The 20,225-nt window shown below is 71.4% G+C and carries 19 protein-coding genes, 3 pseudogenes, 1 riboswitch and 1 other annotated feature; of the genes and pseudogenes, 8 read left to right on the forward strand and 14 right to left on the reverse strand.

What is annotated here, in order from left to right; translation table 11 throughout:
* Nucleotides 1-47: 47 nt before the first annotated feature.
* Genes ACYVGD_RS02245 through ACYVGD_RS02255 form a run of 3 tightly spaced genes read right to left on the reverse strand, consistent with a single transcriptional unit; the run spans nt 48 to nt 1,674 of the window.
* Entirely contained in the window at nt 48-650 is a 603-nt protein-coding gene (locus ACYVGD_RS02245) for a methylated-DNA--[protein]-cysteine S-methyltransferase (RefSeq protein WP_460741348.1), read from the reverse strand.
* The gene (locus tag ACYVGD_RS02250) at nt 650-1,111 is read right to left on the reverse strand and encodes an RNA polymerase sigma factor (RefSeq protein WP_460741349.1); all 462 of its coding nucleotides are present in this window, start codon (nt 1,109-1,111) and stop codon (nt 650-652) included. The genes ACYVGD_RS02245 and ACYVGD_RS02250 overlap by 1 nt, the downstream gene beginning before the upstream one ends.
* Nucleotides 1,111-1,674: a methylated-DNA--[protein]-cysteine S-methyltransferase gene (locus tag ACYVGD_RS02255; protein ID WP_460741350.1), complete on the reverse strand. Its 564-nt coding sequence runs from the start codon at nt 1,672-1,674 to the stop codon at nt 1,111-1,113. The genes ACYVGD_RS02250 and ACYVGD_RS02255 overlap by 1 nt, the downstream gene beginning before the upstream one ends.
* Nucleotides 1,675-1,753: 79 nt before the next feature.
* Here ACYVGD_RS02255 and ACYVGD_RS02260 point away from each other — a divergent pair, with 79 nt between their 5' ends.
* Nucleotides 1,754-2,971, forward strand: a complete 1,218-nt coding sequence (locus ACYVGD_RS02260; protein ID WP_460741351.1) for an MFS transporter — start codon at nt 1,754-1,756, stop codon at nt 2,969-2,971.
* A gap of 39 nt (nt 2,972-3,010) precedes the next feature.
* On the opposite strand, the gene ACYVGD_RS02265 is transcribed toward ACYVGD_RS02260, so the two are convergent.
* On the reverse strand, nt 3,011-3,133 hold the full coding sequence (locus tag ACYVGD_RS02265) for a hypothetical protein (RefSeq protein WP_460741352.1): 123 nt from the start codon (nt 3,131-3,133) through the stop codon (nt 3,011-3,013).
* 177 nt (nt 3,134-3,310) lie between these two features.
* Here ACYVGD_RS02265 and ACYVGD_RS02270 point away from each other — a divergent pair, with 177 nt between their 5' ends.
* Together ACYVGD_RS02270 and ACYVGD_RS02275 are read left to right on the forward strand one after the other, a co-directional pair.
* Nucleotides 3,311-3,640, forward strand: coding sequence for a hypothetical protein (locus tag ACYVGD_RS02270; protein WP_460741353.1), 330 nt, complete (start codon nt 3,311-3,313; stop codon nt 3,638-3,640).
* A gap of 117 nt (nt 3,641-3,757) precedes the next feature.
* Complete coding sequence (locus tag ACYVGD_RS02275) at nt 3,758-5,083, forward strand: family 43 glycosylhydrolase (RefSeq protein ID WP_460741354.1); 1,326 nt, start codon at nt 3,758-3,760, stop codon at nt 5,081-5,083.
* An 80-nt stretch (nt 5,084-5,163) separates the two neighbouring features.
* Here the strand turns inward: ACYVGD_RS02275 and ACYVGD_RS02280 are convergent, their stop codons facing one another.
* Nucleotides 5,164-6,207 carry an NAD(P)-dependent alcohol dehydrogenase gene (locus ACYVGD_RS02280; RefSeq protein ID WP_460741355.1) on the reverse strand — a complete coding sequence of 348 codons (1,044 nt, stop codon included), beginning with the start codon at nt 6,205-6,207 and terminating at the stop codon, nt 5,164-5,166.
* Between the two features lie 248 nt (nt 6,208-6,455).
* Between ACYVGD_RS02280 and ACYVGD_RS02285 the strand changes: the two genes are divergently transcribed.
* Nucleotides 6,456-6,953 (forward strand): DoxX family protein, encoded by a 498-nt coding sequence (locus ACYVGD_RS02285; RefSeq protein ID WP_460741356.1) that lies wholly within the window; start codon nt 6,456-6,458, stop codon nt 6,951-6,953.
* A gap of 104 nt (nt 6,954-7,057) precedes the next feature.
* On the opposite strand, the gene ACYVGD_RS02290 is transcribed toward ACYVGD_RS02285, so the two are convergent.
* Nucleotides 7,058-8,056, reverse strand: a complete 999-nt coding sequence (locus ACYVGD_RS02290) for a C45 family autoproteolytic acyltransferase/hydolase (RefSeq protein ID WP_460741357.1) — start codon at nt 8,054-8,056, stop codon at nt 7,058-7,060.
* A gap of 105 nt (nt 8,057-8,161) precedes the next feature.
* Between ACYVGD_RS02290 and ACYVGD_RS02295 the strand changes: the two genes are divergently transcribed.
* The 3 genes from ACYVGD_RS02295 (at nt 8,162) to ACYVGD_RS02305 (ending at nt 11,460) form a co-directional block, all read left to right on the forward strand.
* Nucleotides 8,162-8,887, forward strand: a complete 726-nt coding sequence (locus tag ACYVGD_RS02295) for a response regulator transcription factor (RefSeq protein ID WP_460741358.1) — start codon at nt 8,162-8,164, stop codon at nt 8,885-8,887.
* 13 nt (nt 8,888-8,900) lie between these two features.
* Nucleotides 8,901-10,448 carry a sensor histidine kinase gene (locus tag ACYVGD_RS02300; RefSeq protein ID WP_460741359.1) on the forward strand — a complete coding sequence of 516 codons (1,548 nt, stop codon included), beginning with the start codon at nt 8,901-8,903 and terminating at the stop codon, nt 10,446-10,448.
* Nucleotides 10,449-10,617: 169 nt separating this feature from the next.
* Nucleotides 10,618-11,460, forward strand: coding sequence for a DUF559 domain-containing protein (locus ACYVGD_RS02305; RefSeq protein ID WP_460741360.1), 843 nt, complete (start codon nt 10,618-10,620; stop codon nt 11,458-11,460).
* 78 nt (nt 11,461-11,538) lie between these two features.
* Here the strand turns inward: ACYVGD_RS02305 and ACYVGD_RS02310 are convergent, their stop codons facing one another.
* The 6 genes and pseudogenes from ACYVGD_RS02310 to ACYVGD_RS02335 form a co-directional block, all read right to left on the reverse strand.
* The gene (locus ACYVGD_RS02310; protein ID WP_460741361.1) at nt 11,539-12,345 is read right to left on the reverse strand and encodes an ECF transporter S component; all 807 of its coding nucleotides are present in this window, start codon (nt 12,343-12,345) and stop codon (nt 11,539-11,541) included.
* A complete protein-coding gene (locus ACYVGD_RS02315) occupies nt 12,342-13,964 on the reverse strand; it encodes an ABC transporter ATP-binding protein (protein ID WP_460741362.1) in 1,623 nt (540 codons plus the stop codon). Before ACYVGD_RS02315 ends, ACYVGD_RS02310 begins: the two co-directional genes overlap by 4 nt.
* Nucleotides 13,961-15,121 carry an energy-coupling factor transporter transmembrane component T gene (locus tag ACYVGD_RS02320; protein WP_460741363.1) on the reverse strand — a complete coding sequence of 387 codons (1,161 nt, stop codon included), beginning with the start codon at nt 15,119-15,121 and terminating at the stop codon, nt 13,961-13,963. The genes ACYVGD_RS02315 and ACYVGD_RS02320 overlap by 4 nt, the downstream gene beginning before the upstream one ends.
* Before the next feature lies 1 nt (nt 15,122).
* Complete coding sequence (locus ACYVGD_RS02325) at nt 15,123-15,839, reverse strand: SCO2322 family protein (RefSeq protein ID WP_460741364.1); 717 nt, start codon at nt 15,837-15,839, stop codon at nt 15,123-15,125.
* A gap of 77 nt (nt 15,840-15,916) precedes the next feature.
* A riboswitch (cobalamin riboswitch) is annotated at nt 15,917-16,063 on the reverse strand.
* A gap of 235 nt (nt 16,064-16,298) precedes the next feature.
* Nucleotides 16,299-16,640, reverse strand: a complete 342-nt coding sequence (locus ACYVGD_RS02330) for a hypothetical protein (RefSeq protein WP_460741365.1) — start codon at nt 16,638-16,640, stop codon at nt 16,299-16,301.
* 160 nt (nt 16,641-16,800) lie between these two features.
* Nucleotides 16,801-17,445: pseudogene (locus ACYVGD_RS02335) on the reverse strand (IS256 family transposase); the annotation flags it as partial.
* Nucleotides 17,446-17,496: 51 nt separating this feature from the next.
* On the opposite strand from ACYVGD_RS02335, the pseudogene ACYVGD_RS02340 reads away from it, so the two are divergent.
* Nucleotides 17,497-18,757: pseudogene (locus ACYVGD_RS02340) on the forward strand (IS3 family transposase).
* Nucleotides 17,781-17,912 (forward strand) — a sequence feature (AL1L pseudoknot). Its footprint overlaps the pseudogene before it by 132 nt.
* A gap of 247 nt (nt 18,758-19,004) precedes the next feature.
* On the opposite strand, the gene ACYVGD_RS02345 reads toward ACYVGD_RS02340, so the two are convergent.
* A complete protein-coding gene (locus tag ACYVGD_RS02345) occupies nt 19,005-19,433 on the reverse strand; it encodes a DUF6896 domain-containing protein (RefSeq protein WP_460741366.1) in 429 nt (142 codons plus the stop codon).
* Between the two features lie 277 nt (nt 19,434-19,710).
* Nucleotides 19,711-20,225: pseudogene (locus tag ACYVGD_RS02350) on the reverse strand (IS256 family transposase); the annotation flags it as partial.

Here is a 20,225-nt window from a genome sequence, read left to right on the forward strand (position 1 = left end):
GCTGTGCTCCACGCGCACGGCCCGAGGTGCGCGCGGACGGGCGCCGCTCAGCCCACGTGCTCGAGCGCGAGGAGCGTCCGCTTGGCGGTCGTGCCGCCCCGGTAGGCGCCCGGCGTCCCGTCGGAGCGCACCACCCGGTGGCAGGGCACGACGACCGGGACGGGGTTGAGCGCGCAGGCCGTTCCCACCGCGCGCACGGCGCGGGGGCTGCCGGCGGCCGCCGCCACCTCGGCATAACTGCGGGTCTGGCCGTGGGGGATCGTCCGCAGCTGGTCGAGGACCTCCCTGCGGAACCCGTGGGCCAGGCGCAGGTCGAGGTCGACCTCGGCCATCGGGCGGCCCGCGAAGTAGTCGTCGAGCGCGCGGGCGACGGGGTCGAGCCGGTCGGGCTCGTGGAGCACCCGCGGGGAGACCTCGCGGGCGAGCAGGTCGAGGACGTCACCCTCGTCGGCGAACGCGACACGGACCAGGCCGCGCTCCGTCGCCGCCAGGGTGAGGCGCCCCAAGGGCGAGTCGAAGTGACGCCAGGCCACGTCCACCAACCCCGCCCCGGCGGCACGACGCGCCAGACCCACCCTCAGGCGGCGCACGTCGGCGTCGGAGACCGCCGGAGGGTCGAGCCTGTCGAGCAGGTCGCGGTCGACAGTCATCACAGGGACTCCTTCTGGGCTCGCAGGGCCCGCAGCGCGTCGGAGGCGGCCCGGCGGGCCGCCTCGGGGGTGCCGCCCAGCCGGGCGGCGATCTCGGCGTACGGCAGCCCCGCCGCGTACTTCAGCACCAGCACGTCGCGCTGGCGCGGCGGCAGCCCGGCGACCGCCTGCCACACCGGCTCGGGCGGGGCGGGATTGCCCAGCGTCGACGGTCCGTCGGGCGTGCGGTCGACGGGGACGGGCGTACGCCGCCGCAGGGAATCGAGGCAGGCACGACGGGCGATGGTCACCAGCCAGGCCTCCACGTTGGCGTCGTCGGCCAGCTCGGGCCACGCGCGCAGCGCCTTGAGGAACGTGTCGGACCAGGCGTCGTCGGCGTCGACCGGGCCGAGCATCGCCCGGCACACCCGCAGGACCGTCGCACCGTGCTCGGCCACGGCCGCGTCGAAGGGGCTGCGCATCAGGACTGGCCGAACGTGGGGACCTCGTCGAACAGCGACGGCGGCGCGGCCCCCTCGAGCTCGAGCAGCCAGGACTTGCGGTCCACGCCCCCGGCATAGCCCGTCAGCGTCCCGTCCGCACCGATGACACGGTGGCACGGCACCACTACCGACACCGGGTTGTGCCCCACGGCCTGGCCCACGAGCTGGGCGTTCCGTGAGCCCAGGCGTGCGGCGATCGCCCCGTAGGTCATGGTCGCGCCGTAAGGGATCTCTTGGAGCACCGCCCACACCCGCTGCTGGAACTCGGGACCGCGCAGGTCGAGCGGCAGGTCGAACGACGTACGCCGACCCGCGAAGTAGGACTCCAGCTGGCCGACGACCTCACCGACGAGCGGCACCGACTCGACCTCCACCGTCCGGCCCCATGCGCCGCGGTCGGGCCGCGTCCAGTGGCCGGGGAAATAGATGCCGACCACGGCGTCGCCCGTCGCCGTGGTGTCGACGACGACGTCGAGCCGTCCGATGGTGGTCGTGACCTCGGCATGGCGCAGGTCTGGCGTGGACAGGTCGGGTGGGGTCATGGGCACCTCCTCACCTCGTAGACGTTCTCGCCGACGAAGACGTGAGGTCGATCGTAGAACGACGTGATAGGCCTGTGGGGTGACCTCGTCCACGCGCGCGTTCCCAGGACACCGCCCGGGCGAACCCGCGTACCTGCGGATCGTCGTCTCGCTCTTCCTCGCCGGGCTCGCCACGTTCGCGCTGCTCTACACCACCCAGCCGCTGCTGCCGGAGCTCGGCACCGTCTTCGGCATAGACGAGGCCACCACGACGCTCTCGGTGTCGGTGACGACCCTAGGGCTCGGCATCGCGCTGCTCCTGGCCGGGCCGGGCACCGAGATGTGGGGCCGCACTCCGCTGATGCTCGGCTCGTTGTTCGCCTCGTCGCTCGCCGGCCTCGCGTGCGCCGCCGCCCCGACCTGGCCCGTGCTGCTGGCGTTGCGCGGGGCGGAGGGCCTGCTGCTGGCGGGCCTGCCCGCCGTCGCGACGGCGTACCTGCGCGAGGAGGTCCACCCCAGCACCACGGCGCGGGCGACCGGGCTCTACATCGGCGGCACGGCCATCGGCGGCATGAGCGGGCGCCTGCTCGCCGGGTTCGTCGGCGACCACCTCGGCTGGCGGTGGGCGCTGGGCTCGATCGGCCTGCTGGGACTGGTGTGCTCGGTCGTCGTGCTGGTGCTGCTGCCGCGATCGCGCAACTTCGTCGCCGTCCCCGCGCGCGCCTCGGAGGTCTGGGCGACCGCGCGCCGCGTCCTCACCGATCCGGCGCTGCTGGCGCTCTACGGGATCTCCGGCACGCTGATGGGCGGCTTCGTCGCCGCATACAACGCCATGGGGTTCCGGCTGGCCGCGCCGCCGTTCTCGCTGCCGCTGGGGCTGGCGTCGCTGGTGTTCCTGTCGTACGCGGTGGGGTCGTTCGCGAGCTCGTACGCCGGCCGCCAGGCCGACCGGTTCGGCCACCGCGCGGTGGTCCCGGTGGCCATCCTCGTCGGCATGGCCGGACTGCTCGTCACGCTCGCGCCGTGGCTGTGGGCGGTCGTGCTGGGCCTGGGCGTGTTCACCGCCGGCTTCTTCGCCGCGCACGGCGTGGCGTCGGGCTGGGTCGCCGCGCGCGCGGCGCTCGGCGGCGGCGGCACGGGGCAGGCCGCGTCGCTCTACCTGTTCGCCTACTACTTGGGCTCGTCGTTGTTCGGCGCACTCGTCGGGTTCGCGTGGAGCGCCGCCGCCTGGCCGGGCGTGGTCGCGATGGTCACGACCCTGTGGGCGGTGGCTCTGGGGCTGTCCCTCCTGCTGCGGCGCATCCCGCGCCTGGACTGACCCGGGCCGACGGCCGCACCGCCGCCCGGGACAGCGCGCTCAGTCGCGCGGGCAGGTGCACCAGTCCTCGGGCTTCACCTGGGCCTTCACCTGGTCGACGTGTTCACCGCAGCCCTGCCACGTGGTGTTGTGGCACTTCGGGCACTCGACGGGCTTGCACATGGGTCCTCCTCGGGTCGTGTCCCGGCTGGTCAGGGCCGGTTCGCACCCCAGCCTACCGGCGCGCCGATTTGACGCGTGTCGAGAGCCGCCGCGTACCGTGATCCGTCGACCTACCGAAGGGTCGGCACCATCGTGGCCCCATAGGGGGGCTGCGCCGTACGAGAAGCAGGACCCGCAATGAACATCCACGAACACGCGCTCACCGTCGACCTCCCAGCGACGGAGCTCTTCCGGATCCTCAACGACGAGACCTTCCTCTCCGCCCACATGCCGCGCACGAGTGAGGGCGACGCCACAGTGTGGCTGCGCATCGACGAGCCCGAGGCCACGCTGTCGTGGGGCTCGCCCGTCCACCACCTCGGCTCGCTCGATGTGCTCCCGGCTGCCGACCCCTCGCGCACCGAGCTCACGCTGCGGGTGGGCGGCGACAGCGACCTCACGGCGGCCGTCGCCGATGCGGCCCAGACCATCAAGGACCTCGCCGAGGGCGCACGCCTGGCTGCCTGACACCGGCGGGGCCACCTGGCACAAGGTGGAACGATCCGCACACCGGAGGATGGCGTCGGACGCCCGGGGGCGGTGTGATGGGGGCACCCAACACCCCCTCACCCGCGGGAGCCCAACATGCGCCGCCTCACGGCCCTCGTCACCGCCGCCGCCCTCGCAGGCACCGCCACCCTCGCCGCGACCGGCGCCTCGTACGCGCTCGGCGGCGGCACGGCCGCTCCGGCGAAGGTCGTCGCCGCGAACCACCCCGACCCAGAGGTCATCCGCGTCGGCGACACCTACTACATGTACGCGACCAACCAGGGCCAGCGCGTACCCGTGCGTACGTCGAAGTCACTGGCCGGCCCCTGGAGCGCGCCGCGCGACGTCATGCCGGCCAACGCGCCCTGGTCGACCGGCAAGCACTACTGGGCGCCGGAGGTGACCCAGATCGGGCCGACCGACTTCCGCATGTACTTCACGGCCAACGACCGCGCCACCGGCCGCCAGTGCATCGGCATCGCCCGCGCAGCCAGCCCGCTCGGCCCGTTCACGCCCCATGCGAAGTCGTTCCAGTGCGACTCCCGCGAGGGCGGCGCCATCGACGCGAGCACATTCCGCGACACCGACGGCAGCCTGTGGCTGATCTACAAGAACGACGGCAACGCGATCCGCCAGCGCACGACGCTATGGCTGCAGCGCCTCAGCCCCGACGGCATGACCAAGATCGGTGCCCGCCGCGCACTCATCTCGAACGACGCGCCCCACGAGCACGGCATCATCGAGGCGCCCGTGATGGTCAAGCGCGGCGGCAAGTACGTCCTCTTCTATTCCGGCGGCGAGTTCTGGAACGGCTCCTACTTCACCTCGTACGCGACGGCGACGTCGCTGACCGGGACGTTCACCAAGGCGTACCGCCCGCTGATGACCAACGCCTCGCTCAACGGCAAGGTCGACGGCCCCGGCGGCCAGGACATCGTCTCCACGCCGCAGGGCGACAAGATCGTGTTCCACGGCTGGCTCGACTCCAAGCGCACCGCGCGCGGCGTCTACGTGGCCGACCTCGGGTTCCCCGGTGGCAACCCCGTCGTGCGCGGTTCGCGCGTGCGCTACGAGGCGGAGCGCGGCCGGGTCAACCACGCTCAGGTCATGAAGAGCTCGCGCTACTCGCAGGGTGCGACCGTCGGCAAGATCGACTACGCCGACTCGTTCGTCGAGATGAACGTGTGGGTGCCGACGGCCGGCGACTACACCGCGAACGTCGCGTACGACGCCGGCTTCGGCGCCGCGACCCACAAGGTGTCGGCCAACGGGGTGTCGCAGGGCACGATCTCCTACCCGAACACCGGCTGGGGCACCGTCCGCGAGGCCCGCATCAACGTCCGGCTGAAGGCGGGGCAGAACACGATCCGCTTCGCCCGCGGCGACCGCTGGGCCCAGATCGACCACGTCGAGATCGCCTGAGCCGACCGAGACGACGCCGGCCGGCGGTGGGATCCCACCGCCGGCCGGCGCAATTCCCGCCCCGGTCGGGGCGTGGCCCGTCAGAGCGTGGCGGTGTCGATGACGAAGCGGTAGCGCACGTCGGAGCGCACCACGCGGTCGTACGCCTCGTTGATGCGGTCGGCGCCGATGACCTCGACCTCGGCGGCGATGCCGTGCTCGGCGCAGAAGTCCAGCATGCGCTGGGTGACGGCGATGCCGCCGATGTTGGAGCCGGCGATGGAGCGGCGACGTGAGGTCAGCAGGCCGACGTTGAACTCGAGCTTGTCCGTCGGCAGGCCGACGTTGACCATCGTGCCGTCGAGGTCGAGCATCCCCAGATATTTGTTCAGCGGGATCTTCGCCGACACGGTGTTGAGGATGAGGTCGAACGAGCGGCTCAGCTCGCCGAAGACCTCGCCGTCGGCCGTGGCGCGGTGGTCCTTCGCGCCGAACCGCAGCGAGTCGGCCTTCTTGTCCTCGGTCTGGGACAGCACCGTCACCTCGGCGCCCATCTTCGCGGCGATCTGGACGGCCATGTGGCCCAGACCGCCCATGCCGACGACGGCGACGCGGGTGCCGGGGCCGACGCCCCAGTGCTCGAGCGGCGAGAACGTCGTGACGCCGGCGCACAGCAGCGGCGCGGCCCGGTCGAGCGGGATGGAGTCGGGGATGTGGAGGGCGAATCCCTCGGTGACGACGATCTGCTGGCTGTAGCCGCCCTGGGCGACCTCGCCGTCGGGGTGGTGGGAGGCGTAGGTGAACACGGCACCGCGGTCGCAGTACTGCTCCTCGCCGGCGGAACAGGGCGGGCATTCCCCGCACGAGTCGACCATGCAGCCCACGCCGGCGTGGTCGCCGACCTCGAACCTCGTCACGGCCGACCCGACCTCGGTGACCACGCCCGCGATCTCGTGGCCGGGCACGATCGGGTAGCGCTGCTCGCCCCACTCGCCGCGCACGGTGTGGATGTCGGAGTGGCAGATCCCCGCGTACCGGATCTCGATGCGGATGTCGTCGGGGCGCAGGTCACGACGCTCGATGGTCGTCGCCTCCAGCGGCGCGGCGGCGGCCGGGGCCGCCCAGGCCTTCACGTTGGTGGTCATGGTTCCTCCTCGAATGGTCGAGGGCCACGGTACGCCGCCGCACCCCGCCATCGTCAGGTCCCCCGGCGCTTCGCGCGAGCACTGACGGGACGCGGCACCCATCACCGATCCCGCCTACGACGCGTCCCGCGACCGCGACGGGCGACGCCTGCGGGGCCAACGGCGAGTACGGTCCCGTGGCGTTTCCGCGCGGAGATCGGCGTCCGGGCCGTTAGGGTGGTCAGGCATCCACTCGAGGAGGAACCCCCATGGCCGGCCTGATCCACGCCCTGCGCGACCTGGCCCTGCTGATCGTTCGCGTCGGTTTCGGTGCCCTGCTCATCTTGCGCGGCTGGCAGCGGTGGACCGGCGACGGCGGCATGCAGAAGCAGATCGACTTCCTCGCGCAGTTCGGCACCCCTCAGCCGATGGTCATGGCCTGGGGCGGCACCCTGCTGGAGATCATCGGTGGCCTGTTCCTCGTGTTCGGCCTCCTGACACCGCTTGTCTCGCTCGCGCTCACGGTCGAGTTCGTGATGATCATCCTGTGGACCCGCTACTTCAAGGGCCCGTTCCTCAGCAACGGCGGCTTCGAATACCTCGGCGTCCAGGCCGGGCTGGCGCTGCTGCTCACCGTCTTCGGTGCCGGCCGCCTCGCCATCGACCAGCTGTTCAAGCGCACCACCGACGATGAGCTCGACGACATCGACGCCGCCAAGCCGCGCGCCACAGGCTCCACGAACGTCAGCGACTACGACCCGGCCTGACTCCTCGGTCGACGAGCTGAAGGCTCCGCAGAACAAGGAGTGTTGGAGCCCTCCAGCCCGGCGGGACGACGTCGCGGCATCTTCTACAGGTGGCGCGGTTGAGATCACACAAGCAGGTCACCGATCTCGCACGTGACCGGGTCACGCCCGCCCGCGGCGATCGTGAGCCGCGCGGTCGGCGGGCGCGTGTCGAGCACCATCGTCCCCAGCGTCGCGCCGGGACGGTGCACGCCGTCGGGCATCGGCGTACGCGCCAGCTGGTCGAGGCACCACCCGACCGGATCACCTGACGGCATCACCCAGCCCGAGGCCGTGCGCCCGCGGACGAGGCTGTTCTCAGAAGGCTCGTCGCCGTCGAGCACACGCAGGTGGTTGGTGTGCCACTGCACCGGCGCCTCTGGCATCTCCACACACCGGTCGGCGACACGCTCGAACCCCGCGTAAGCGCCGGTGGTCCAGTCCGTCACCGCGTAGTGGAAGCCACCGGCCGACGGCGTACGCGGCAGCAGATCGCGCACCTCCGCCAGCGAGCCAGCGCCCGCCAGCGCGTACGCGGCCAAGTGGCGCCCCTGAGCCGCAGCGGGCCGGGGCACAGTGATCGAGTCGCAGCCGTACGCCAACCCGCGCTCACCCACGACATAGGTGTTGGCGGGCACCATCCCCGGCGTCCAGAACACCCAGCGCGCAGGCTCACCCGACACGCGCAGGGTGAGCGCCACGGGGTCGAAGTCGGCCTCGTTGTCCTCGTTGTGGGCCGAGACGACGCCCTCGGGCGTACGCAGCGCCACGTCGGTGCAGCCGAGGCCGTCGGTGCCGAGGTCGCCGCGAAGGTTCAGCAGCTCGATCTCGGCGACGGGCACGTCGGCGCCGCGGGCGAGGCCGCGCAGGATGGCGTGCCGGGGCGAGCGTCGGGTCGCGGCGAGTACGTCGCCGAGGAACGGGGACCGCTCGGCGCGGCGGTGCACGGGGCCCATCACCGCCGCGCTGCCGACGGCGCGGCGGATGCGGTCACGGCAGGCCTCGCCGAGCTCCGCGTACGCGTCCTCGACCTCGCCGCGGACGACGAACCAGTCCAGCCCGCCCAGGTCCCGCTGCTCGATCATGTGCCCACCCCACCACAGCCGTGCGCCGCGCTCCAGCCGACCCCTCACAGACTTCACACAGGATTCGCATAGCCCAGCCCCACACAGCGGTGTCACAGTTGATGCATGACGACGAAGGAACCCGCGCTCACCCGCCCCGACGGCTCGCCCATCCGCGTGCTCACGGTCGACGACGAGCGGTCGCTGACCGAGCTGCTGTCGATGGCGATGCGCTACGAGGGCTGGGAGGTCTCCACGGCCGGCACCGGCTCGGAGGCGGTGAAGGTCGCCCGCGAGGTGCGGCCCGACGCGATCGTGCTCGACATGATGCTGCCCGACTTCGACGGCCTGGAGGTCCTGCGCCGCATCCGCGCGGAGCAGCCGGAGATCCCCGTCATCTTCCTCACCGCGAAAGATGCCGTCGCCGACCGCGTGGGCGGCCTGACCGCCGGCGGCGACGACTACGTCACCAAGCCGTTCTCGCTGGAGGAGGTCATCGCCCGCCTCCGCGCGCTGCTGCGCCGCTCCGGTGCCTCGCTGGTGCGCGCCGACTCGATGCTGGTCGTCGGCGACCTGACCCTCGACGAGGACTCCCACGAGGTCACCCGCGGCGGCGACCAGATCAACCTCACCGCGACCGAGTTCGAGCTGCTGCGCTACCTGATGCGCAACCCGCGCCGGGTCCTGTCGAAGGCGCAGATCCTCGACCGCGTGTGGAACTACGACTTCGGCGGCCAGGCCAACGTCGTCGAGCTCTACATCTCCTACCTGCGCAAGAAGATCGATCACGACCGTGCGCCCATGATCCACACGATGCGCGGCGCCGGCTATGTGCTGCGCCCGGCGGTCTGAGGCCGCGTACGCCATGTCCCTGCCTCCGCAGCCGCTCCCCCACCCGCAGCCGGTGCCCCACCCACAGCCGATCGCCCACCCACAGCATGGCCGGGGCGCCGAGCTCGAGCCGATCTCGCCGCTGGGCCGCGGCACGCTCGGTCGCCGCCTCGCCGTGCACGTGACCGTCCTGGTCGCGCTCACGGCGATCCTGCTGTCGACGCTGACGGTGCTGTCGACGTCCCAGCTGATGACGCGCTCGCTCGACCGCCAGCTCGACGCGGCGACGTCGCGCCAGGTCGAGCGCGGGCCCCGCGACAAGTGGGGTGGTGACCGCGGGGGCCCGCCCACCGCGGTGATGGGCCAGCCGGTCGGCACCATCGTGGTACGGATGAACACGTCGACGGGTTTCGGCACCGGTTCGGTGGTCTCCGACGACGCCGACGGTCAGCGCACCCTGTCGGCGGAGGCCATCGCCCGCCTGCTCCAGGTCGAGCCCGACCGCGGCAGCGAGACCGTCGACGTGCCGGGCTTCGGCGACTACCGGGTGAAGGCGGTGGAGCGGCCCGACGGCGTCCAGATCGTCGCCCTGCCCCTGCGCGACATGAAGCACACGCTGGCCGAGATGGTTGGCATGGCGGTGCTGCTGACGCTGCTGGGCATCGCGCTGGCCGTGTTCGCCGTACGCCGTCTCGTGGTGTCGGCGCTCGCCCCGCTGAACCGGCTCGCCGGCACCGCCCAGCAGGTCTCGCAGCTCGACCTCGACCGTGGCGAGGTCGCACTGCCGGTGCGTGTGGCCCCCCAGGACGCGGACCCGCGTACGGAGGTCGGCCAGGTCGGCTCGGCGCTCAACCACCTGCTCAACAACGTCGAGGGCGCGCTGTCGGCGCGGTGGGCGAGCGAGTCGAAGGTGCGCCAGTTCGTCGCCGACGCGTCGCACGAGCTGCGCAACCCGCTGGCCGCGATCCGCGGCTATGCCGAGCTGACGCGCCGCGACCGCGACCAGCTGCCGCCCGACACGGCCTTCGCGATGTCGCGCGTCGAGTCGGAGGCCGAGCGGATGTCGGGCCTGGTAGAGGACATGCTCCTGCTGGCCCGCATGGACTCCAAGCCCGACCTCCAGCTGACCCGCGTCGACCTCCGCGACCTGGTCCTGAACGCGGTCAGCGACGCCCAGGCGGCGGACGCGGCGTACGACTGGGGCGTGGACCTGCCCGAGGTGGAGGTATATGCCCACGCCGACCCGCACCGCCTCCACCAGGTGGTCGCGAACCTGCTCGCCAACGCCCGCAAGCACACCCCGGAGGGCACCGAGGTGACCGTCGCGGTGCGCCGCGACGGCGACCGGGCCGTCATCACCGTCACCGACGACGGGCCGGGCATCGCGCCGGAGATCCAGCCCACGGTCTTCCAGCGGTTCGTCCGCGCCGACTCGGCGCGCACGCGCTCGGGGGTGTCGAAGGACTCGACCGGGTTGGGCCTGGCGATCGTCCAGTCGGTGATGGAGGCCCACGGCGGCACCGCCGAGGTCACCTCGCGCCCGGGATTCACGGAGTTCACGCTGCGCCTGCCCGCCGCCTGAGCCGGATCGCACTGAGGGCGCACCCCCGACGCCTCCCGCCGGCGTGTCGTTTCGCCCCGCGTGCGATCGAGCTCGCTGTCCACAGGTGACTCGGGTCGATCGGGGAAAGCCCATCCCCAGGTCAGGTCCGCGCGAGACGTTTCCGCACTCCCGCGAACCATTCTCAGGCATGTCCATCGACTCGCTCCTCGGCGGCGAGGCCGTCGTCCGCCTCACGAAGTCCAACCGCAACCGCGTCGGGCGGGCCGCCCGCGCGGGCGAGCTGTCCCGAATCCTGCCCGGCACCTATGTCCGGGCCGGCACCGAACGGCGCCCCGCGGTCAGGGCAGCCGCGATCCACGCCTACGACCGCGATGCCGTGCTGACCGGCGCGTCGGCCGCAGCCCTTCACCTGCGCCGCGACACGTGGCCCGAGCAGCTGACCTTCAGCTCGCCGCGCCAGTGGCGGGTGAGCGAGGGCTGGTTCCGTGCCTCCAGGGGCGTCATCGCCCCCGAGCACGTGCTCGACACGCCCGTCCCCCACGTCGAACCCGCACTTTCGCTGCTCCAGATCGCCGCCGTGGAGGGCTCCGGCCCCATCCACACCGCCCTCCGCAAGAAGAAGGTCACGCCGCTGGCGCTCGAGGTCGCGGCTGTGGCTCACCGGGGCACCCGCGGGAACGCCGCGCGGCGGCGGGCCGCCAGGGACGCACGAGCGACACCCTGGTCATGCCCGGAGGCGAACTTCCATCAGCTCCTGCGGCGGGCAGGCATCACGGGGTGGGCCGGCAACGCCCTGGTCAGGGCGAACCACCACTGGTATTACCTCGACGTCGCCTTCCACCGGGAGCAGGTGGCCGTCGAGATCGACTCCTGGCAGTTTCACGGCGGGTTCGAGGCGTTCCAGCACGACCGGAGTCGCCACAACGACCTCGAGGCGATGGGGTGGCGGGTGCTGCGGATCACGCCGGAGATGCTCGATGAGCAGCCGGGGCAGGTCGTCGCCTGGGTCAGGGAGGCGTTGCGCACCTGAGGGCGAGCTCGATCGCACGCGGAGCGACATGACACGCCGGCAGGAGCCGTCGAGGGCGCGTCGCGCGTGCGATCCGGCTCAGTCGAACGCGACCTCGGCGCCGAACGCCGCGCGGCGACCGACCCGGGCGAACGCCCGCAGCAGCGGCTTGGCGAACGCCAGCACGAGGAGCGCGGACACCACCCCGCGGGGCAGGTCCCAGAACAGCGAGGTCACCAGCCAGAAGCGCGCGTAGTGCACGGCGTTGGTGGCCAGCGGCGCGCCCGGGTCAAACGTGAGCCCAGACTCGAAGCGCGCGAACGGCCAGAACCACAGGTTCATCACCAGCCCGTACGCCAGCCCCGCGGCGAGCGCGTACGCCGCCAGCAGCACCACGTGGCCCCAGCGGGCCTCGCGCCGCGGCTTGGGCAGCAGGCCGGCGCCGAGCGCGACCCAGCCCGAGGCGAACATCTGGAACGGCACCCACGGTCCGATGCCGCCGGTCAACAGCCCGCCGGCGACGATGCCGAGCGCGCCGAGGACGAACCCGAAGCCAGGCCCGAACGCGTAGGCAGCCACGATGAGCATGAAGAAGCCGGGCTCGAGACCGGCGGTGCCGGGGCTCAGCGCGCGCAGGCCGGCGACGACGGCGGTGAGCATCCCGAGCAGGGCGACGACCTTGGCGTCCATCCCGCCGTCGATGATCTGCGCGAGGACGACCGCGGCCAGCAGCGGCAGCAGCAGCGCGAACAGCCACGGCGCGTCGGTCGAGTGGGACGACGAGCGTGCGGCGGCCTGCTGGATGGGCACGACCAGCGGCCAGGTGAAGGCCATGAGCCCCACCAGCGAGGCGAGGGCGAGGACCACGGCCGAGCGGAGGCCGAACGGGATGGTGTTGTGGCTCATCGCGACTCCCCCGCCCGCCCGGTGGCGGCGAGCACGTCGTCGACGGTCAGCACCGGCGCGGGCGCCATGACCTTCGCGACCTGCGGCGCGAACATCGGGGAGGCGGCGACGACGTCGGCGGTCGGCCCGTCGGCGACCACGTCGGCGTCGGCGACGACGACCACGCGGTGGGCGATCTCGGCGACGAGCTCGACGTCGTGGGTGGCCATGACCACGCCGCGGCCCTCGGCGGCGAGCCCGGCGAGGTGGGCGGCCAGCCGCGCCTTGGCGCCGTAGTCGAGGCCGCGCGTCGGCTCGTCGAGCAGCAGCAGAGGCGGGTCGCCGGCGAGCACGACCGCCAGGGCGAGGCACATGCGCTGGCCCTCGGACAGGTCGCGCGGGTGCTGGGCGGGGTCGATGCCCGGGGCGAGCCGGTCGAGCAGGTCGCGGCACGTCCCGGCGGGTACGCCGAGGTCGCGGTCGGCGGTGCGGCACTCGTCGGCGACGGTCGCGGCGTACAGCAGGTCGGCGGGGTCCTGCGGGACGAGCCCGACGCGGCGTACGAGGTCGCGCGGCCGGGCGCGGGCGGGGTCGAGGTCGCCGACGCGGGCCGAGCCGGACGCGGGCCGCACCAGCCCGACGAGCGTCGACAGGATCGTGGACTTGCCGGCCCCGTTGCGGCCCATGACGGCGCACACCTCGCCGCCGCGCAGGGCCAGCGACACGTCGCGGAGGGCGACGACCGGGCCGGGGTGACGCACGGCCACGTGGTCGAGCGTGGCCAGCACCGGTCCGTTCGCGCCGGTCGGGCGCGCGGGGGCGGGGGCGTCGGCGAGGGAGGCGCGCACGGGGGCGGCCCGCCGGCGGGCGTCGCGGACGCTCATCGGCAGCGGGTCCCAGCCGAGCGCGCGACCCAGGTGGACCACGGGCGGGGAGACGGCGGCGGTCCGCATCACGCTCGCCGGGTCGCCGTCCGCGACGACCGTGCCGCCGCCGAGCTCGAGGACGCGGTCGGCGTACTGGACGACGCGTTCGAGCCGGTGCTCGGCCATGACGACGGTCAGGCCGAGGTCGTGGACGAGGCGCTGCACGGCGGCCAGCACGTCCTCGGCGGCCTGCGGGTCGAGCGCGGACGTGGGCTCGTCCATGACGAGCACGCGCGGGTGGGCGGTGAGCGCGGCGCCGATGGCGACGCGCTGGCGCTGGCCGCCGGACAGGGTGGTGAGCGTGCGGCGGCGTACGCCGGCCAGGCCGAGCAGGTCGAGGGTCTCCTCGACACGGACGCGCATCACGTCGGGGGCGGTGCCGAGGCTCTCCATGGGGTACGCGAGCTCGTCCTCGACGGTGTCGGTGACGAACGAGGCGAGCGGGTCCTGGTGGACGAAGCCGACGACGTCGGCAAGATCGCGGGGCCGCCAGTCGCGGGTGGAGCGGCCGGCGACCTCGACGGTTCCGGACAGCCGGCCTCCGGTGAAGTGGGGCACGAGCCCGTTGAGGGTCTTGAGCAGCGTCGACTTGCCGGATCCGGTCTCGCCGACGAGCAGCACGAGCTCGCCCTCCTCGACCTCGAACGTCACGTCGTGGAGCGTGGGCCGGTCGGCGCCGTCGTAGGTCAGCGCGACGTCGGTGAGCCGGATCATGCGGGCACCTCCTCGGGGTCCGGCCCCCGCTCGGGGGCGGGCTCGGCGGCCTCGGCGGCCGCGGGGACGGCGCGTACGCGGGGGTCGGGCGCGGCGAACGCGGCCAGGGCGGCGACGAGCACGGCGGCGACGGGCAGGACCTCGACCGGCGGGGCGGCGAGCGGGCCGGGCAGCTTCAGGCCGCCGAGGCCGAGCGTGCCGAGGACGACAAAGACGAGCGCGGGGACCGCGCCGCAGGCGGCGACGAGCCACTCGGGCAGCGCCCACGGGTCGGGCCGGTAGCGCGAGCGGACCGCGCGGTCGCGGCCCAGCGCGAGCGAGCCGAGCAGCAGGACGACGCCCACGGCGAGCGCGCCGAGGGCGACGGCGGGCGCCATGGCCGCCGACACCATCCCGTACGCGCCGACGAGCAGCCCGATGATGCCGCCGAGCGAGACCAGCGTGGTGGTGACGCGGGCGGCGCGGCCGAGGTGGCGCGTACGCCCGAAGCCCTTGGACTCCATGGCGGCGGCCAGCGCGACGGCCCGGTCGAGCGCCGACTCCAGGACGGGCATCATCGTGGTGCCGAAGACCGTGGCGAGGCGTACGCGCTGGCCGCGCAGGCGGCGGGCGGCGTGGACGCGGCGGGCGTCGGCGACCATCTGCGGCGCGAACGTGAGCGCGACGACGCAGGCGACCTGCGCCTCGTACAGCGCGCCGGGCAGCGACCGCAGCAGCCGCAGCGGGGAGGCGAGCGCGTTGGCGGCGCCGAGGCAGGCGAGCATGATGCCGAGCTGGCCGCCCTCGTACAGCGCCGACAGGACGGCCTCCCAGGTGACGACTCCGCCGACCTTGACGCCGCGTACGCCCTCGGGCAGCGGCAGCTGCGGCAGGACGACGAGCACGTGGGAGCCCTGGGAGTAGGTCGACAGCACGGCCTGCAGGAGTACGCGCAGCGCGATCACGACGAGCGCGACCTTCAGGAAGACGGTGTACGCGCGGGCCCACGGCGCGTCGGTGCGCCGGGCCTCGACGACGAACCCGGCGACGGCGGCGACGAGGACCAGCAGCACCGGGTTGAGGGTGCGGCTCGCCGCGACGGCGAGCCCGGCCGCCCACAGCCACCACGCCCCCGGGTGGAGGGCCCGGGGGTTGCGCGGTGAGTGGACGGCCTGCACGTCAGGCGTTCTCGTCGGTGCGGCGCCTGCGCATCCACCAGGTGCCGGCGGCGAGCACGAGCAGCACGGCGGCGGCCAGCACCCACGGCAGGACCGGCGTGGCCTTCTCGGCGGTGTCGGGCGCGGGGGCCGGGGCCGCGGTGGCCTTCGACGAGCCCTTCGGCGCGGTCACGGTCAGCGGCAGGGTCTCGTCCTTGGCGGGCGCGTCGATGCGTACGGCGTCGGTGCAGGCGGTGGCCGGGTAGCCGCCGATGCCGCAGGTCTTGCCCTTCTCCTTGCGGACGTCGGCGACCTGGGCGAGCACGTCGGCGGCGGTGGCCTCGGGGGCGGCGACGACGCACGTGCCGTTGACCTTGCCGTCGGGCTTGTCGGTGGCGGCGATCGGCGCGTCGGCGGGCGTGCCCTGGTCGATGACGACGGCGACGCGCTTCTTGCCGTCCTCGGCCGGGGCGGCGGCGCAGATCTGGGCGAAGTCACCGGCCGCGCGCGGCGTGCGCCGGTCGTTCATGCCCGCCGAGGCGAAGCGCCAGCCGAGGACCTGACCGTCGTCGGGGACGATGCCGTCGGCGCCCTTCTGCGCGTAGTCCCACGTCGTGCCGGTGGCCTGCCAGAACGACCAGTAGCGGTAGCCGTCCTCCGCGTGGGCGGGCGGCGCGATCAGGGACAGGGCGCCGATGGCCACCAGCAGTGCGGCGGCGAGGCGACGAAGGGCGTACATGTGGGCTCCTCGGTGGTCGGAGACCACGCGAAGACCCGGCGTACCGGCCCTTCCCCGCAGTCCACGACGGGTTCGGTGAATCAGTCGACGCGCGGGGCAGTGCTCCGGCTCGGCCCGAGGGCCTCACGGTTGCGGGTCAGCGCCGGAATCGCACCGGCTTCCCTGATCCGCACGTCCTTCAAGTTGTGCGACGGGCAGCCTACACCCGCGCCTCATCGGCACAGTGCGTGATCGGACGGTCGGTCTCGCACGAATCTCCGAGAGATCGAACTCGGCAAGAGACGCAGCGACGACCTCGCCCACCGCTACCGAGAATGGCTCACAGCAGCTTGACACCAGATAGGAGCATCAGACCCGATCTACCGGAGGGGGAGGTGGGACCGGTGGTAGAAGTCGTAGAACCATTTCCAGTGGGCAGGCGGATCGTATCGGACGGTCTCTGAGTCGCCCCGGGACGTCTCAGGCAAAGTCAAGAGAAGCCACCTCTGGCCACTCGGTCGGCGGTTCATCGCCGAACCACGGTTGTTCAACCCCAATGAGACGTCCACCGCGGACCCAGACGATCAGCTCGCCGCAGAGCTTGCCATCAACAACGACGGCGGGGACGGGATGAACCGGACCATTCGGCAGCGATATGGCGGGGAGGTCATGTGAAACGTCGACATCAACCGAACGGCCACTGATTTCCGCGATGACGGTAGCTGCGTCGGCCTGGGCGACGAGGGCTTCGCGATCTGACGCCGAGAGATTCTCTGCGACGAGCCTAATCAGACCGACGAGCCGAACAGACAGGGCGGTCATGGCGTGAACGCCGTTCCGATGCGCGGGATCCCATCAACTACGGCCCCGCGTATGACAACGTCCTGACCACCAACAACTCGGTTGACTTCGAACCGGCCCGCACTCGGAAGATCCGGGCCAGGGGGGTCTGTCTGATTCTTTGTGTAAGTGGTGTTGGTTGGTTGAGACCCAGGCGGTCGCCGTAGGTCAGGGCTAGTACGTTCAGGATGTTCTTCCAGCCGGCGATCTGGCCGGTGGGGTTGGGCCGGTTCGGTTCTTTGTGCCGGATGGCGGGGTAGAGGACCTTCAACGCGGACTGCTCGTCGGGGAAGTGTCCCCGGCGCCGGGTCGCGGCCCGGAACCGAGCATTCAGCGACTCGATCCCGTTGGTGGTGTAGATGATCTTGCGGATCTCGGGCGGGAAGTCCAGGAACGGGATGAACTCCTCCCACGACCTGCGCCACATCTGCACCATCGCCGGATATTTGCCCTGCCAGGCCTCGGCGAACCACTCGAACTCGTCCTCGGCGGCGTCCACGCTCGGCGCGACATACACCCGTTTCAACGCCGCGGTGATCTTGGGCCAGTCCGCCTTCGACGCATACCGCAGACTCGACCTCATCAGATGCACCACACACGTCTGGACCGTCGCGGCCGGCCAGATCGCGGTGATCGCCGGCGGCAACCCCTTCAGCCCGTCGCAACACACGATGCACACGTCGAGAATCCCACGATTCTTCAGGTCTGTCAGCATGTTCATCCACTGCTTCGCACCCTCCCCACCCGAAGGGCCGACCCACATTCCCAACACGTCGCGGTAGCCCTCTGAGTCGCCCCGGGTGTGGTGGAGGGTCTGATCTGCCGAGAGGATGCAGATATGCCCGCACCGAAGAAGTACCCCGAGGAGTTGCGTGAGCGAGCGATCCGCCTGGTGCGTGATCGTCTCGCTGCTGAGCCGAGGTTGTCGCAGAACAAGGCCTGTCTGGCCGTGGGTGAGCAGCTGGCGATCAACGGCGCTACCTTGCCGAACTGGGTCAAGGCGGCCCGGGTCGACGACGGGGAGCTGCCTGGGACCACGAGCGCTGACGCCGCTCGGATCGCTGAGCTCGAGAAGGAGAACCGCGAGCTCAGGCGCGCGAATCTCATTCTGCGCCAGGCGAGTGCGTATTTCGCCCAGGCGGAGCTCGACCGCCGCTGAGTGACGTCGACGCGTTCATCGACGAGCACCGTGATGAGCACGGGGTCGAGCCGATCTGCTCCACGCTGGCCGAGGCCGGCCACCAGATCGCCCCCAGCTCCTACTACGCCCGCAAGTCCCGCCCGCCATCGGCGCGTTCGCGCACGGACGCGGTCTGGGACGAACGGATCACCACGGTGCACGCTGCGAACCGCGGGGTGTACGGCGTCCGGAAGATGTGGAAGGCCTTGGCGCGCGAGTATCCCGGCGAGCACGTCGCCCGCTGCACCGTGGAGCGACGCATGGGAGCGCTGGGGTTGGCCGGCGTGCCGAACAAGCGACACCCCACGACCACGCGCCGCCCCACCAAGGCCGTCGAGTTCCCCGCGGACCGGCTCGAGCGAGACTTCACCGCGCCCGCCCCGCAACCGCCGCTGGGTCGCCGACATAACCTACGTGTCGACCTGGTCGGGGTTCGTGTACGTCGCGTTCGTCACCGACCTGTACTCGCGACGCATCGTGGGCTGGCGAGTCGCGAACCACCTGCGCACCGACCTCGCGTTGGACGCCCTGGAGCAGGCCATCTGGTCACGCCGTCAGGAAGGTGAGGACACCCTCGAGGGGCTGGTGCACCACAGCGACCACGGCGTCCAGTACGTCGCCATTTCCTCTACCGAACGGCTCGCGCAGGCCGGGATCGAGGCCTCGGTCGGGTCTATCGGCGACTCCTACGACAACGCCGCCGCCGAAGCGGTGAACCGGCTCTACAAGAAGGAGCACATCTGGCGAGAGGGCCCTTGGAGCGGGATCGAGGCCGTCGAGGCCGCGACCTTGGTCTTGGGTCGACTGGTACAACCACCGACGCCTGCACGGCCACTGCAACGACACCCCGCCCGCCGAGCACGAAACCACCTACTACGCTGCACTCAACCGTGCCCCGGCAACCGCCAGCACGGCATAACCCGCCCTCCACGAAACCCGGGGCGATTCAACCTGCACGACCGTCACGGATCCGTTGTCGGTGGTATCGGTGGAACCCACGACCTGCGAACCACGATCGCTCGCAGTTGCAGGTGCGTCGTAGACCGGAGAGTCGTAGGCGTAGGTGGCAGCACCCACCACCGAAACCGGCCGGGCGGCAGCCGCTGGCGACACCAACCCAACCAACGCCAGGAGCGCCGCCACGAACGCCAAGAGGACGCGCCGCATCACACGCCACCAACGGTGAGGTCATACCGCCGATGCGGCCACGTGAACGTGTCAGGGCCAATCGCGACAACCGCGACCGCGTCCAAAGCAGCCTGGCGCAAGCTCTCCTGGTCTACAGAAGCCTCACCGATCGAGCGGGCATACATCAGGACTCGCCAAGAATCGAATACCGCCCGGCCTTCAGCGTCCCAATCCACATCAACATCCGCACCCGACTCCAACTCGAACCGACAGCCACGACCATGGAGCCTAAAGGTCCCCAAGCAGTCAAGCGCACCGGATCGCACCAGATGGCTCCCGTCTCGAGGTTGAAGAAGCACACCCGTCCAGATCGTTGGCCGCTCGGTCCCTTCGAACCTCACGACAAGCGCATCTAGGCATTGGGCCGTCAGTTGCACGAATGCCTCGACGATCTCACCGGGAGTCATCGCAACCTATCCCGGCCCACGGAGTACGTCGATTGGAGGATGTCGTCGATCGACGTGTACCGACCTGGACCAATCACCGTTGATGGATCGACAACCCGGTACTGGACATCAATGCCTGCGCGGCGCGCAGCCGCGAGGCGATGGTGCCCATCCACCACAACACGCTGGCCATTCAGTTCCACCACGTCGATTGGTGCACCCTGCCATCCGTTGACGCGCATCGACTCCGCGATCTCATTGACCGGGTCTGTCAGATTCTTTGTGTAAGTGAGGTTGGTCAGTTCAGACCCAGGCGGTCGCCGTAGGTCAGGGACAAGATGTTGAGAATGTTCTTCCAACCGGAGACCTGACCGGTCGGGTTGGGGCGGTTGGGTTCCTTGTGGCGGATCGACAGGTAGAGGACCTTGAGTGCGGATTCCTCGTCGGGAAAGTGGCCGCGTCGACGGGTGGCGGCCCGGAACCGGGCGTTCAGCGACTCGATGCCGTTGGTGGTGTAGATGATCCTGCGGATCTCGGGCGGGAAGTCCAGGAACGGGATGAACTCCTCCCACGACCGCCGCCACATCTGCACCATGGCCGGGTACTTGCCCTCCCACGTCTGGGCGAAGGCCTCGAACTCGTCGGCGGCCACGTCGGGGTTCGGTGCCACCTAGACCCGCTTCAACGCGGCGGTGATCTTCGACCAGTCCGCCTTCGACGCATACCGCAGGCTGTTGCCGACCAGATGGACCACACAGGTCTGCACCACCGCTTCCGGCCAGATCGCGGTGATCGCCGTGGGCAGCCCCTTCA

This window comes from Mariniluteicoccus endophyticus, from assembly GCF_054780035.1.

Bases quoted from the DNA above. Each gene is read 5' to 3' on its own strand.
- ACYVGD_RS02245 (WP_460741348.1), bottom strand. From the start codon at position 650: ATGACTGTCGACCGCGACCTGCTCGACAGGCTCGACCCTCCGGCGGTC.
- ACYVGD_RS02250 (WP_460741349.1), bottom strand. From the start codon at position 1,111: ATGCGCAGCCCCTTCGACGCGGCCGTGGCCGAGCACGGTGCGACGGTC.
- ACYVGD_RS02255 (WP_460741350.1), bottom strand. From the start codon at position 1,674: ATGACCCCACCCGACCTGTCCACGCCAGACCTGCGCCATGCCGAGGTC.
- ACYVGD_RS02265 (WP_460741352.1), bottom strand. From the start codon at position 3,133: ATGTGCAAGCCCGTCGAGTGCCCGAAGTGCCACAACACCACGTGGCAG.
- ACYVGD_RS02270 (WP_460741353.1), top strand. From the start codon at position 3,311: ATGAACATCCACGAACACGCGCTCACCGTCGACCTCCCAGCGACGGAG.
- ACYVGD_RS02275 (WP_460741354.1), top strand. From the start codon at position 3,758: ATGCGCCGCCTCACGGCCCTCGTCACCGCCGCCGCCCTCGCAGGCACC.
- ACYVGD_RS02280 (WP_460741355.1), bottom strand. From the start codon at position 6,207: ATGACCACCAACGTGAAGGCCTGGGCGGCCCCGGCCGCCGCCGCGCCG.
- ACYVGD_RS02285 (WP_460741356.1), top strand. From the start codon at position 6,456: ATGGCCGGCCTGATCCACGCCCTGCGCGACCTGGCCCTGCTGATCGTT.
- ACYVGD_RS02290 (WP_460741357.1), bottom strand. From the start codon at position 8,056: ATGATCGAGCAGCGGGACCTGGGCGGGCTGGACTGGTTCGTCGTCCGC.
- ACYVGD_RS02295 (WP_460741358.1), top strand. From the start codon at position 8,162: ATGACGACGAAGGAACCCGCGCTCACCCGCCCCGACGGCTCGCCCATC.
- ACYVGD_RS02300 (WP_460741359.1), top strand. From the start codon at position 8,901: ATGTCCCTGCCTCCGCAGCCGCTCCCCCACCCGCAGCCGGTGCCCCAC.
- ACYVGD_RS02305 (WP_460741360.1), top strand. From the start codon at position 10,618: ATGTCCATCGACTCGCTCCTCGGCGGCGAGGCCGTCGTCCGCCTCACG.
- ACYVGD_RS02310 (WP_460741361.1), bottom strand. From the start codon at position 12,345: ATGAGCCACAACACCATCCCGTTCGGCCTCCGCTCGGCCGTGGTCCTC.
- ACYVGD_RS02315 (WP_460741362.1), bottom strand. From the start codon at position 13,964: ATGATCCGGCTCACCGACGTCGCGCTGACCTACGACGGCGCCGACCGG.
- ACYVGD_RS02325 (WP_460741364.1), bottom strand. From the start codon at position 15,839: ATGTACGCCCTTCGTCGCCTCGCCGCCGCACTGCTGGTGGCCATCGGC.
- ACYVGD_RS02330 (WP_460741365.1), bottom strand. From the start codon at position 16,640: ATGACCGCCCTGTCTGTTCGGCTCGTCGGTCTGATTAGGCTCGTCGCA.
- ACYVGD_RS02345 (WP_460741366.1), bottom strand. From the start codon at position 19,433: ATGACTCCCGGTGAGATCGTCGAGGCATTCGTGCAACTGACGGCCCAA.